We start from the raw sequence: 13,165 nt of genomic DNA, 5'->3' as shown, positions 1-13,165 counted from the left end.
TCGCCCGGTGAAGGTATGCGTCGTCGGAACTGGATACGTCGGCCTCACCACCGGCATCTGCCTGGCCTATCTCGGTCATGAGGTCACCTGCGTCGACCTCAACCAGGAGAAGGTCGACCTGCTGCGTGGGGGGCGCTCACCCATCTACGAGCCGTTCCTCGACGAGCTCATGCACGAGGCGGCACACAACCTGACCTTCACCACCGACTACGCCGAGGGCGTCCCGGGCGCCGAGGTCGTGTTCGTCGCCGTGCAGACCCCGTCGCTGCCGGACGGTCAGCCGGACCTGCGCTACCTGCGGATGGCCGCGGAGAGCATCGGCCGCACGATCGACGGCGAGTTCACCGTCGTGGTCAACAAGTCGACGGTGCCGATCGGCAGCGGCAACTGGGTCGAGTCGATCCTGCGGGAGTCGTTCGAGCAGTTCCACTCGCGGCGGGCCACGGGCGAGTTCGCGGTGGCGTCCAACCCGGAGTTCCTGCGCGAGGGTTCCGCGATCCACGACACGCTGTACCCGGACCGCATCGTCATCGGCTCGGACAACCCGCGCAGCCTCGACGTGCTCAACCGGCTCTACCGGGCGGTGCTCAACCAGTCGTTCACGGCGCCGACGTTCCTGCCGCGGCCGGAGGAGCTCGGCGCGGTGCCGCTGGTCTCCACCGACCTTGCCTCGGCCGAGCTGATCAAGTACGCGGCCAACGCCTTCCTGGCGCTGAAGATCAGCTACATCAACGAGATCGGCAAACTGGCCAACAAGGTCGGCGCCGACATCAACCAGGTGGCGCGGGGCACCGGCCTGGACGCGCGGATCGGCTCGCGGTTCCTGCAGCCGGGCGTCGGCTGGGGCGGGTCGTGCTTCGGCAAGGACACCGCGGCGCTGATCGCGACCGCCGCCGAGTACAGCTACGACATGCCGATCGTCGCCGCCGCCCGCGTGGTCAACCAGCGCCAGCGCGAGGAGGCGGTCAACAAGCTCCTCGACGAGCTGCGCATCCTCAAGGGCCGCAAGATCGGCCTGCTGGGCCTGGCGTTCAAGCCCAACACCGACGACCTGCGCGACTCCCCCGCGATCGACATCGCCCGGCTGATGATCGCCCGGGGCGCCCGGGTGAAGCTGCACGACCCGATCGCCGCCGAGCGGTTCCGGGCCGAGGAGCCGGAGCTCGCCACGAGCCTGTGCGAGACGGTCGACGAGGTCTTCGACGACAGCGACGCCGTCGTGCTGGTCACCGAGTGGCCGCAGTACCTGGAGCTCGACTGGGGCAAGTACGTCGGCCTCATGCGCACCCCGCTCGTCCTGGACGGCCGCAACGTGCTCGACCCGCAGCGGCTGAGCCGGCTCGGCTACACGTACCTCACCATCGCCGGGCGGCCCGTCGGCCTCTGAAGGTCCGGCGCGGCCGGCGGTGAAGTTGCGCGGCGGGCGCACAGTGGGCGGATGCGACGCCTCCACGTGGTGCTCTCGCTACTGGTCGCCGCTGAGGTGGCGGTCCAGGCGGCGGCGCTCGCCTGGTTCGTCGCCGGCCTCAACCGCTGGATGGTGTCCGGCGGTTGAGGCCGGGTGTCGCGCACCCGTCGCGGCGCTCCTCCTTCGGCGGCACCGCGCCCGGGGAGCTCGACCGGCGGCTGCCGCACTCGGCCGCGCAGTGGCTCGACGCCGGGCCGGTCGCCGAGCGGCTGCGCGAGCTGCTCGACGAGATCGACCGCGGCGACTACGACGGCGACCGCGAGACCGTCACCGAGCTGCTCGGACACCTCGAGTTCTGCCGCCGGCACGACCTGTTCATGGTCGTGGCCTAGCGTTTCACGGCCGCGGCCCCCGGTACTTGACGCCGAGGTGCGCCCGCGCGACGGCGGCCACGGGCGCGTCGCCGCCGGGGTGCCAGCCGAGCCACGCCTCGCGGCGGCCCTGCAGGCCCAGCCGGGGAGAGCGGGGCATCGGGACGCCGGTGCGCACGTGGTACAGGTGGCCGCCGGCGGACGGCACGGCCCGCAGCTCGTCGACGTCGATCCACCCGATGGTCGCCGTGCGGTCGCCGGAGCGCAGCACGATGCCCCGGTCGGTGATCTCGGTCGATCCGGCCAGCCAGGGCAGCTCCAGGGCGACCAGAGCGGCCGCGGCAAGCACGGACAGCACCGCGACGACCGCCCACGCCCAGCGCAGCCCGGCCGTGAGCCCCTCGAGGAACCCGGGCAGCTCGGCGTCGCCGCTGGTGACCGCGGCCTGCAGCGCGCCGCACCCGGTCAGCACCAGCAGGACGGCGAGCAGCAGCAGCGTCAGCCAGTGGCTGCGGTGCAGCGCCCGGGCCCGCCGCAGCACGAGCGGGGCCACGGTCAGTACCCGCCCTGCCGGCGCAGGCGCTCGAGGGTCTCCATGGCCTCGTCGGCGGACATCTGGAAGCGCTGCTCGGCCTCGGCGACCAGCTTGCCCGGGTCGCCGGTGCCGTCGACGGCGGCCATCACGTCGTCGCCGAGGACCTCGCGCATCGCCTCCATGGTCTGCCGCCGCAGGTCCTCCAGGGCGCCCTGGGCGGCGCGCAGGGTCGCCTCGCCGAGATCCTGCGACGACGTGCGCATCGCCCGCGGGTCGATGCTGATCTGCGACAGCCCGGCGTCGCCGCGCGCCTCGGCGGTGACCAGCCCGTCGAGGGCCTCACCGCGGCCGACCATCGCCGCCGAGCGCCGCTGGAAGTCCTCGACCTGCCGCATCTGCCGCAGCGCGTCCTCGACGAGCCTGTCCGGGTCCACGTTCGGGTCCACAGCTGTTCCTATCTCACTTCGCTGGTCCGGGCAGCTCGCGCCGCGGCGCGACATACCCGTTGCCGCCGTTCAGCGGCGAGTAGTCGATGGTGATGACCTTGAAGTCGGCGCCCTTGACGCCGCCCGGCTGCGACTGGAACGCCTTGGCCAGCGCCACCCCGGCGAGCAGGATGGCGGTGGCGCCGCCGGCGATCGCGGTGATCGTCTTCGCGGCCGCGCCCGCGGTGATCGCCACCGCCGAGACCGCCGCCTCGGCCGCCGCCCGCACCGCGGGGAACGCCGGGGTCGCCATGGCCAGGCCGACCGCGACGGCGCAGGCGAACGCGAACGTGCCGGCCACGATCGCCATCGCGGCGAACGCGTAGTACGCCGCGGCGACCGCCTGCAGGCTGGTCCCCACGTTCTCCAGGTACTTCTTGAGGTCGTCGACCTCCTGGTTGTACACCGAGACGGCGTTGAGGTAGGCGTCCTTGTCCTCCGCGATCCACTGCGGGCCGACCTTGGCGTTCGCGTTGGCGATCCGCGTCTTGACCACCTCGAGCTGGTTGGCCGCCTGCTTCCACTCGTCGCCGGCCTGCCAGATCGACCCCGGGTTGGACACCCCGAGCCCGACGGCGATGCCGAGCCGCACGGCGCTGGACACGAACGGGGCGGCCCCGAACGACGAGCCCAGCGCGAAGCGCAGCATGATGACACCAGACGTGAACGGGTTCATGACGCCTCCTACCGGTACATGACCTGGTTGGCTGACTCGGCCTGCTCCCACGTGGCCGCGATGCCGTCGAGCTTGTCGCGGAACGTGCCCAGCTGCCCCTTGCCGGCCGCGACGTAGTCGGCGAGGTAGCCCTGCGCCGATTCGTACGCCCCCTGCAGCGCGAACCCGAGCAACCCGAACCCGGGCGCCTCGATCGCCGCCTCGGCGACCTGGCGCGCCACCGGATCGAACGCGGGCGCCGCGTCCTCCACCAGGTCCTTGCCGAGCTGCCGGATCGCGTTGGACGTGACGTGGATGTCCTGGGCCATCGACCCTCCCCGAATCGTTGCGAAGCCCCGACTGTATCGGTTCCCGCCGACCCGCGAGCCGCAGGCCGCCGCCCTCCTCCCCGTCCCGGCCGGTCAGCCCGCCCGCGCGGCAGCCCGGCGAACGGCGAGGTAACTTCGTCCGATAAGCGTGCTTGAGTGGGGTATACGCTTGATGCGGCGACCGACATGGAGGTGTCGGAATGGGAGCAGGCGAGACGCTGCTCGGCCGAGATCCGCCCGTTCTGGGCGAAACAGTGCACGAGAGCGAGCGCACGCGCGTGACTCGGCTGTTCCTGGAGGGGCGCACGGTCGTCCGCAAGGAGCCGTTGGGGGCGGACGCGCAGCACCGGCTGCGGCACGAGACGGCGATCCTGGAGCTGCTCCGTGGTGTCACCGGAGTTCCGCAGCTGGTAAAGGCGCCGCAGCACCCCGAGGCGATCGTCATGGAGGACGTCGACGGCGCCTGCCTGGCCGATCAGGCCACGCCGCTGGCGGTCGACGAGCTGGTCGGGCTGGCCATTGGGTTGGCCCGTACGGTGGCGGGCATGCACCGGCGGGGTGTGATGCACCGGGACATCACGCCGGCGAACATCCTCGTCACCCGCGGCGACCGCGCTCCCTGCCTGGTGGACTTCGCCCTGGCGACGCCGTTCGCCGAGCTTCGTCCCGAGTTCACGCACCACACCGAGATCGTCGGGACGTTGCCGTACCTCGCGCCGGAGCAGACCGGGCGGACCGGCCGGCCGGTGGATCAGCGCGCCGACCTGTACGCGTTGGGTGCGACGCTGTACGAGCTGGCGACGGGCGCGCCGCCGTTCGGCTCCGGGGACCCGTTGCGGCTCACCCACGCGCATCTGGCGTGCGTGGCGGTGCCGCCGGCCGAGGTGAACCCGGCGGTGCCGGCGCCCCTGTCCGAGATCGTCATGCACCTGCTGGAGAAGGAGCCGGACAACCGGTACCAGACGGCCGAGGGCGTGCTCCACGACCTGCAGCGGCTGCGGGACGCGGATCCCCGGCTGCGGGTCGGCGAGCGGGACGTCCCGCTGCGGCTGCTGCCACCGTCTCGGCTTATCGGGCGCGACGACGAGGTGGCGGCGCTGACGGCGGCATTCGAGGACGCGCTGGCGGGCCGGTGCCGTGGGGTGCTGGTCTGCGGGGCGCCGGGGGTGGGCAAGACGGCGCTGGTCGACAAGCTGCGGCCGGTCGTGACAGGCAGCGACGGCTGGTTCGTGGCGGGCAAGTTCGACCAGTACCGGCGCGACCTGGACTTCGACGCGGTGTTCCAGGCGTTCCGCGCGCTGGGCCGGCTGCTGCTGGCCGAGCCGGAGGACGAGCTGGTCTGGCTCCGCGAGCGGATCCTGGCGACGATCGGGGCGAACGCGGGTCTGCTGACCGCGCTGATCCCGGAGTTCGCCGCGCTGCTGGCGGTGCCGCCCGACCGCGGGGACCCGCTGACCGCGCAGGTGCGGACGCAGCGCGTGGCGGTGGACGCGCTGCGGGCGGTCGTGTCGCCCGACCGGCCGCTGGTGCTGTTCGTCGACGACCTGCAGTGGGCGGGGCGCACGCCGCTGGGGTTCGTCGACGCCGTGCTGAGCGAGGAGCAGATCGACGGCCTGCTGCTCGTGGCCGCGTACCGCGACGACGACGTGGACGCGATGCGCCTGCTGGCAGCGCCGCTGTCCCGCTGCCGGGAGCAGCCCGCGGTGCGGCACCTGCAGCTGACCGACCTGCCGCCGTCAGGGGTCGTCGCCATGGTCGCCGAGATGCTGCACAGGGACCGGGCCGCGGCGGCGAGTCTGGCCGAGGCGATCCGCCCGTGTACGTCCGGCAACCCCTACGAGATCGTGGAGGTGCTCAACGCTCTGCGCCGCGACGGCGTACTGTCCGCGACGGCCGCCGGGTGGCGGTGGGACCCGGCGGCAGTACGTGCCCATCTGGGCGAGTCCGAGGTCGCCGAGCTGCTGGCGGCGCGGGTCGAGGCCCTGCCGGAGCCGTCGCGGCAGACGGTGGAGGCGATGGCGTGCTTCGGCGGGTACGCCGAGCCGAGTACGCTGCAGGCCGCGACCGGCGCGCCACCGGGCATGGTGGAGCAGTGGCTGGCACCCGCCCTCGACGAGGGTCTGCTGGTCATGGAGCCCGGGGCGGGCAACACGGTACGGTTCCGCCACGACCGGATCCGCGAGGCGGTCCTGCAGAGGCTGGAGCCGCGGCAGCGCCGCACCCTGCGGCTGGCGATGGCGCGGCGGCTGGCCGGCGTGCCGGCGCGGTTCTCGTGCGCGGCGGAGCAGTACCTGCCGGTGATCGACGCGGTCGACGACCCGGCGGAGCGGCGGACGGTCGTCGGGCTGCTGCGGCGCGCCGCCGACCAGGCGACGATGATCGGCAACTACGTGGTGGTGAACGCGCTGCTGACCGGCGCGCTGCGGCTCGTCGAGCCGGGCGACGCCGCCGCCCTCGCCGCGCTGCACACCGGCCGGCACGCCGCACTGTTCGGCATGGGCCGGCTGGAGGAGGCGGACGAGGAGTACCAGACGATCGAACGCCTGCGCACCGACGCCATGGACCGGGCGGACGCGACAGTGGTGCAGGCGTGCAGCCTGACCCACCGCAGCCGGTTCCCGGAGGCGATCGACCTCGGTGTCCAGTCGTTGCGCGCGCTCGGCGTCACCATGCCCGCCGGCGAACCCGGCCACCAGTTCGATCGCCTGTACCAGTGGCTGGAGCACGTCGACGCCGCGGACGACCTGGCCCGCCCGGACATCACCGACGCGAGGCTGCTCGCCACTGCCCGCCTGATCAACGCGGTTCTGCCGGCGGCGTACGTCTCCGCCGACCACGCCTCGCTCGCCTGGCTGAGCCTGGAGGCGCTACGGATGTGGATGGAGCACGGCCCCGCCGCCGTGCTGCTCGGACCGGTGGGCCACACCGCCTTCGCCGCCGGCTCGGTGCACGGCGACCACGCCGCCGGCTGGCGGGCGATGCGGCGGGTCCTGGCGCTGGGCGAGGCCCGCGGCTACGAGCCCGCCACCTCCCATGTACGCCTCCTGTACACGCTCCTGAGCTCCTGGTTCGAGCCGGTCGAAGCCGGTGTCCGGGCGGCTCGGCAGTCCCGGGAGGGGCTGATCGCGGGGGGTGACCTGACCAACGCCGGTTACACGTACCACGCGATCATGAGCGGCCTGCTGGACAGCGCGCCGTCGCTGGACGTCTACGTCGCCGAGGTGGAGGCCGCGCTGGCCTTCGTGCGGCGGACCGGCGGCCGGCAGCTCGGCGAGTCGTTCGACACCTACCAGTGGCTGGCCGGCGTGCTGCGCGGCGAGAGCGCGACCGCCGCCGGCGTGGCGCTGGCCGCCGACGTGTGCGTCGACAACGTCCAGGCGCTGCTGGACACCCATGTCACCCGCGCGCTCGCCGCCGCCGTCCTCGGCGACCAGATCGCGCTGGCCCGGCACAGCGCGGCGGCGATGCCGCTGCTGCCGAACGCCGTCGGCCTCCACACGGTCGCCGTGACGCACCTGCTGCGCGGGTTGGCCCTCGCCGGCCAGGCCCGCGACAGCCGCGGTGACGAGCGCGACAAGCTGCTCAGCGAGCTGGACGGCGTGACCGAGTGGCTGGCCACCCGCGCCGCGGACGCGCCGGACAACTACCTGCACCTGGTGCGGCTGCTCGAAGCGGAGCGGGTCTGGGCCACCGGCGACTTCCGTGCCGCCGCGCTCGCCTTCGACGCCGCCCGCGGCGAGGTCGCCGGCCGCCCGCGGCCGTGGCACCGGGCCCTGATCGCCGAACGCGCGGCCCGCTTCCACCTGACCCACGGCCTCGAACACGCCGGCGCCGGCCTGCTCGCCGAGGCCCGCCGCGAGTACCTCGCCTGGGGCGCGACGGCCAAGGTCGACCAGCTCGACTGGGCGTACCCGACCCTGCGGCCGCAGCTCGACGCGGCCGCCGGCCGGCCCGCGGACGTCCAGCACCGCCGCGCCACCGTCACGACCGGGACGCTCGACCTGCTCGGCATCCTGTCCGCGTCGCGGGCGCTGAGCTCCGAGACCAGTATCGGCGGGCTGCACGCCCGGCTGGTCCAGGTGCTCAGCGCCATGACCGGCGCAACCGCCGTACACCTGCTGCTGTGGAGCGACGACCAGCACCGGTGGCTGCTGCCCGACGGCGACGGCGCCACCGTCCCGCTCAACGGCACCGGACCCGAACCCACGGTCCCCATGTCCGTGCTGCGCTACGCCCAGCGGATCTGCGAACCACTGGTCGTGGCCGACGCCACCCGCGACGACCGCTTCGCCCGCGACCCGTACTTCACCGGCGTCGCCCGCTGCTCGCTGCTGGCGGTGCCGATCCACAACCGCGGCACCCTGCGGGCCGTGCTGCTGCTGGAGAACCGCCTCATCCGCGGCGCCTTCACCATCGAACGGCTCGACGGTGTCAAGCTCATCGCCGGCCAGCTCGCCGTCTCCCTCGACAACACGCAGCTGTACGCCGCGCTCACCACCTCCCGCGCGCGCATCGTCGCCACCGCCGACCAGACCCGCCGGCGCATCGAACGGAACCTGCACGACGGCGTCCAGCAGCAACTGGTCGCGCTGGCGCTCGAGCTGCGCACCGCGCAGGCGGCGGTGCCCCCCGAACTCGAAGCGCTGCGCGCCCAGCTCGACCAGGTCGTCGCCGGCGCGATCGGCGCACTGGACGAACTGCGCGAGACCGCCCGCGGCATCCACCCCGCGATCCTGACCGAGGGCGGCCTGGGCCCGGCGCTGCGCACACTCGCCCGCCGCGCGCCGATCCCGGTCCATCTGGACATGCACGTGGAGGGCCGGCTGCCCGAGCACGTCGAGGTCAGCACGTACTACGTCGTCGCCGAGGCCCTGACCAACGCCGCCAAGCACGCGCGCGCCTCAACCGCCACCGTCACCGTCGAGACCACCGGCGACGTCCTGCGCGTCGCCGTGCAGGACGACGGCATCGGCGGCGCCGACTTCGCCCGCGGCACAGGCCTGGTCGGCCTGCGCGACCGCGTCGAGGCGCTCGGCGGCCGGATCGTGCTGGACAGTCCCCCGGGAGCGGGGACCAGCCTGCGCCTGGAACTGCCGTGCCCACGCGCGAGCACGGCGGAGTGCAGGTCCGACGGCTGATACGTCCCCGTCCGGGTTTCGTCGCCAGTCGGTAGCCTGCCGTGTATGCAGCCCGCCTCGAAGCTGGAGCGTCGCGTAGTGGCCGCCGCCGAGCAGTCGCTGACGAAACAGCGTCACGTGAGCCCGCTCGACGTGCTGACCGGAATCGGCTGGGTGCCGCTCGGGCTGGTCACGGACTGGAGGCAGGGCCGGGCGCCGCACCTGGAGGCGGTCGCGGCAGTGCCGGCCGACCGGCTCGCCGAGGCGCTGGAGGCGTTCCACCGCTGGGTCGCCGGCCGTGGCCTGCAGCCCATGGAGGTGGAGTACGTGTCGGCCACCCGCGACCGGCGGCCGCTGCGCTTCACGGCCGCCGGCGACCCCGCGCTCGAGCTGGCGTACCGCACCCACTGGATGCCGGCAGACCTGCCGCAGCAGCAGCGAGCCCGGCTGACCGCCAAACAGAGCAAGCTGCCGGACCTCGTGGTGGTACAGCCGCTGAAGACGTTCACCTGTGTCTCCTGCGGGAGTACCGACGCCGACATGCTGACGATGGAGGACGCCGGGCCGGTCTGCCTCACCTGTGCGGACCTCGATCACCTGGTGTTCCTGCCAGCCGGCGACGCGGCCCTGACCCGCCGGGCCAAACAGACCAGCCGGCTCTCGGCTGTCGTGGTGCGGTTCAGCCGCTCCCGCAAGCGCCACGAGCGGCAGGGACTCCTGGTCGAGGAGGCGGCCATCGAAGAGGCCGAACGGCAATGCCTGTCCGACGAGGATGCCCGCGCCCGCCGCCGGGAGCGGGACCGGCAGCGGCGAGAAGCCTCGGACGATCGGTTCCAGCAGGAGCTGGCCGAGCAGATCGGCAGGCTGTTCCCCGGCTGCCCACCAGAGCGGGCAGCGGCGATCAGCCGGCACACCGGCACCCGCGGCAGCGGCCGGGTAGGACGCAGCGCCGCCGGCCGGGCCTTCGACTCGGACGCCGTGACCCGGGCCGTGATCGCCTCGGTCCGGCACGAGGACACCGCGTACGACGAGCTGCTGATGGCTGGCCTGCCACGGGAGCAGGCCCGGGAACGGATCCGGGACGACATCGACCGGGTCATCGAACGGTGGCGGCACGCGGACTGAGCCGCTTACACCTGGAATGCGCCGGTTTCAGCGCGCATCTGGCGTTCTGACTGGCGGGGCGCACAGCGGGTGACGTCGATGGTACAAATCCGCCATGATCTCTATTGTTGCCCGCGGATTCGTCCGCGGGGCGGTGACGCTGGCGGTTGCCGCCACCGCGATCATCGGTGTTTCGTCCACGGCGCAGGCCGCTGGACCGGGCGGAAAGCTGTCGCTGTCCGCGTTGTCGTTCGCGCAGTCCACTGTGAACTCCACCGCTGGGGCCGTCGCCGACGACCTCACCTGGACCGTCAAGGACTCGAGCCAGGACGCCGTCCAGGTGTCCGGGCACGTGACGATCCGGATGTACGACAACGCCGCGGGGGCGTTCGTCGGACACGACTACGTGATCCCCTTCTCGTACGGCAACACCTGCTGCAGCAGCGAAATCGGCAGGTACGTGGACGGAACCCCGCAGGAGTCGACCTACACGTACACGTTCGTGGTCCCGCAGTGGGCGAGTTCGTCGTCCGTGACCTGGAAGGTCACGAAGGTCACCCTCGAGGACAACCTGGGCAACACCGCGACCGTCGGTGCGGCCAAACTTGAGACCTTCGGCTCCACGATCGCGACCACCGCGGCGGTCGACGGGGCCGCCCCGACCATCAGCGGGCTCAGCCTGTACCAGAACGTGTCGCCGCTGCGCCCGTACGTCTACGTCAACGGCACCAGCGCGAACGTGACGTACACCTTCTACATCCAGGACTGGCAGACCGGCTTCTGGAAGGGTTCGTTGAAGCTCGCCGGACCCTCCGGCCAGAGCGTCACCACGCACTTCCAGTACACGAAGCCCGAGTCCAGCACCGGGGTCACCTGCGGCGGCGGCTTCATGGGCGGCACCGTGTACGACCTCTACTGCGGCGTCACCGTGACGCTGCCGGCCGGCTCCGCCGCGGGCAACTGGCGGGTCGCGCAGATCGTCGTGTTCGACAACGCCGGCCGGCAGGCCACCTTCAAGAACCCGGCGGCACAGTCCGTCACGGCGACGTCGAACGCCGCCATCACCGCGAGCAACCTCACCCTCAGCCCCAACCCGGTCAACAACTGGCGCGGCGACGTGACGGGCGCCCTGACCTTCTCGGTCGCCGGCGCCACGAAGGGCGTCTCCGCGGTCTACGTCAACTTCTCCGACAACAGCTGCACGGCGTGGGGCGCCACGACCGCCAACGCCGACGGCACCGTCTCGGTGCCGGTGCGCATCTTCTCGTCCAGCCAGGGCTGCGCCGTCACCGGCATCGCCGTGGTGGACGGGGCGGCGAACGTCTCGCTGTACGGCGTCCAGTACAACGCGCCCGACCCCGGCCTCGCATTCACGCGGGTGCCGAACACGACGCCACCGGTCGCCACCAGCGCGTCGCTGAGCACGACCTCGATCCCGCTCAGCGAACTGAGCCAGACCTCGGTGCAACTCGTCGTCAACGCCGAGATCCTGACCGCGCCGATCACCGGCTTCGGCTACTACGTCTACAACGCCGCCGGCGACATCGTCAGCCAGTCCTTCGGTGGCACCGGCCAGGCCGCCGACGGCACCGTCACCATGTACCTCTACCTGCCGTGGTGGGGCGGGATGGGCCCGGGCGAGTACCGGGTCGGCTTCTACCTCAGCGACGCCGGCTACCTGGCCAGCTACTACGACGTCCTCGGCGACCCCCGCAGCCAGCCCCTCCCCGGCGGTCCCTTGACCTTCACGATCGTCGACGACTCCACAACCGCCGCCTGACAGCTCACCGACGAGGCCGGCCGTACCCTCCCTGGTCCGGCCGGCCTCGCACCCCGTACGAACGTCGCCTGTCATGCGGCGGAACGGAGGTGCGAGCAGGACCGCTCGCAGGATGAGCGAACTGCTGAGCCGATGGAGCCAGGATCGGCTGAACGCAAGAACGGCGGACGAATCGCCCAAATCAACCCCGGCCGCCCGGCCACACAACGCACGCCCGCCCGGCAGCTGCGACAAAGTCCAGCCCTGGAGACGGTCTTGAGAGGGTGCGGGCTACGCCCGTGCGCGGGGAATCCCACCGACCGCGGCGAGCCGGACCGGAGGTCCGGCGAGCAGGGTCGACCCAGGTCGGTGGAGCGCACGACGCACCATGCGAACCGCGCGATTGCGGTCGCCGGCAGCCCACTGACCGAATGCTTGAGCAACTCGCGCGTCGGACGTACTGCTTGAGTGCCCGTGCCAGGCCATATCCTCGGAGTACCACACTCGCCCGCACTTCGCAGACCGGTAGCACCTGTTTTTATCTACGCGTTTCATGCATGGCGAAAATTTTTATCGCTGTTCATCTATATTTTCTCCCAGTGATCAATCGACATCAGTTAATCTATAATTGATCGCTTCACTCACGGGGAGGAACCCACATGCCATCACCATGCCATTCGAGCGCACTGCGCAGGCTGTTCACGCTCGCCGTACCAGGACTGGTTCTGCTCGGTGCAGTGCTGACACCAGCGGCGGCGCACGCAACCCCCGACGGCAAGCCCGGAGACAACTCCGGCGGCAAGGTGACTCAGGTCCGGGCCGAATCCCGCATGTACCTGGTCGGCTTCGACGAAAAGCTGGCCAGGGCCAACGGCCGGGAAATCGTGACACTGCCGGACGGCTCGCTCGCATCCGTACCCGCCGACAAGGCAGCCGCAGCGCGGGCCGGCACGTACCGGCCTGCCTCCGGGATCGTGCCGAGCGCCAGCGCAGCGACCTCCAGCTACGGTGAGGTACATGGCGAATGCGGCACCTCTTGGGTTTCCCTGGATCCAGTGGGGAATACAGACGCGACCCTCACCACCGGCATGCGACTGTCCCCCAACGCCGGCACGCCGTGGGACGTGCACTGGCACGCCGACATCGCCGACACCGCCGGATACTCGTCACAGAACTACACCGAGCAGGACGGCTTCACCGGGAGCTTCTCCTGGACTGCGTACGCTCGGGTGCTGAATCTGTCGCCCGGCTGGGCAAACGCCACGATCACCTGGGGAAGCTTCGCCCTGACGTCAGAGGCATGGCTCTGCTACTCCTATTCACCCACTACGTCGACGACTATCTACTAGTCAGGGTCAAGCGGGGGCACCACGCTCCGGCGGGTGCCCCCGTTCGCCGTACC

The 13,165-nt window shown here is 71.8% G+C and carries 10 protein-coding genes; 6 read left to right on the top strand and 4 right to left on the bottom strand.

What is annotated here, in order from left to right:
- The first annotated feature begins 7 nt into the window (after positions 1-7).
- A complete protein-coding gene (locus AB0H83_RS06235; RefSeq protein ID WP_360087703.1) occupies positions 8-1,387 on the top strand; it encodes a UDP-glucose/GDP-mannose dehydrogenase family protein in 1,380 nt (459 codons plus the stop codon).
- A gap of 164 nt (positions 1,388-1,551) precedes the next feature.
- Positions 1,552-1,800 (top strand): hypothetical protein, encoded by a 249-nt coding sequence (locus AB0H83_RS06230; protein ID WP_360087700.1) that lies wholly within the window; start codon positions 1,552-1,554, stop codon positions 1,798-1,800.
- A gap of 4 nt (positions 1,801-1,804) precedes the next feature.
- Here the strand turns inward: AB0H83_RS06230 and AB0H83_RS06225 are convergent, their stop codons facing one another.
- Genes AB0H83_RS06225 through AB0H83_RS06210 form a run of 4 tightly spaced genes read right to left on the bottom strand, consistent with a single transcriptional unit; the run spans position 1,805 to position 3,783 of the window.
- Positions 1,805-2,332, bottom strand: a complete 528-nt coding sequence (locus AB0H83_RS06225; RefSeq protein ID WP_360087697.1) for a hypothetical protein — start codon at positions 2,330-2,332, stop codon at positions 1,805-1,807.
- A 2-nt stretch (positions 2,333-2,334) separates the two neighbouring features.
- The gene (locus AB0H83_RS06220) at positions 2,335-2,760 is read right to left on the bottom strand and encodes a YbaB/EbfC family nucleoid-associated protein (protein WP_360087694.1); all 426 of its coding nucleotides are present in this window, start codon (positions 2,758-2,760) and stop codon (positions 2,335-2,337) included.
- Positions 2,761-2,773: 13 nt separating this feature from the next.
- Positions 2,774-3,475, bottom strand: coding sequence for a hypothetical protein (locus AB0H83_RS06215; RefSeq protein WP_360087692.1), 702 nt, complete (start codon positions 3,473-3,475; stop codon positions 2,774-2,776).
- An 8-nt stretch (positions 3,476-3,483) separates the two neighbouring features.
- Complete coding sequence (locus AB0H83_RS06210) at positions 3,484-3,783, bottom strand: hypothetical protein (protein WP_360087689.1); 300 nt, start codon at positions 3,781-3,783, stop codon at positions 3,484-3,486.
- 278 nt (positions 3,784-4,061) lie between these two features.
- On the opposite strand from AB0H83_RS06210, the gene AB0H83_RS06205 reads away from it, so the two are divergent.
- The 4 genes from AB0H83_RS06205 (at position 4,062) to AB0H83_RS06190 (ending at position 13,112) form a co-directional block, all read left to right on the top strand.
- Positions 4,062-8,921, top strand: a complete 4,860-nt coding sequence (locus AB0H83_RS06205) for an AAA family ATPase (RefSeq protein WP_360087686.1) — start codon at positions 4,062-4,064, stop codon at positions 8,919-8,921.
- Positions 8,922-8,966: 45 nt separating this feature from the next.
- On the top strand, positions 8,967-10,025 hold the full coding sequence (locus tag AB0H83_RS06200; protein WP_360087683.1) for a DUF2293 domain-containing protein: 1,059 nt from the start codon (positions 8,967-8,969) through the stop codon (positions 10,023-10,025).
- 94 nt (positions 10,026-10,119) lie between these two features.
- The gene (locus AB0H83_RS06195) at positions 10,120-11,784 is read left to right on the top strand and encodes a hypothetical protein (protein ID WP_360087680.1); all 1,665 of its coding nucleotides are present in this window, start codon (positions 10,120-10,122) and stop codon (positions 11,782-11,784) included.
- Between the two features lie 638 nt (positions 11,785-12,422).
- The gene (locus AB0H83_RS06190) at positions 12,423-13,112 is read left to right on the top strand and encodes a hypothetical protein (RefSeq protein ID WP_360087677.1); all 690 of its coding nucleotides are present in this window, start codon (positions 12,423-12,425) and stop codon (positions 13,110-13,112) included.
- Positions 13,113-13,165: the final 53 nt, after the last annotated feature.

Source organism: Dactylosporangium sp. NPDC050688, from assembly GCF_040654515.1.
Lineage (GTDB): Bacteria > Actinomycetota > Actinomycetes > Mycobacteriales > Micromonosporaceae > Dactylosporangium.
The sequence above is the reverse complement of the archived record's forward strand: the minus strand, read 5'-3'. Positions and strand labels throughout refer to the sequence as shown.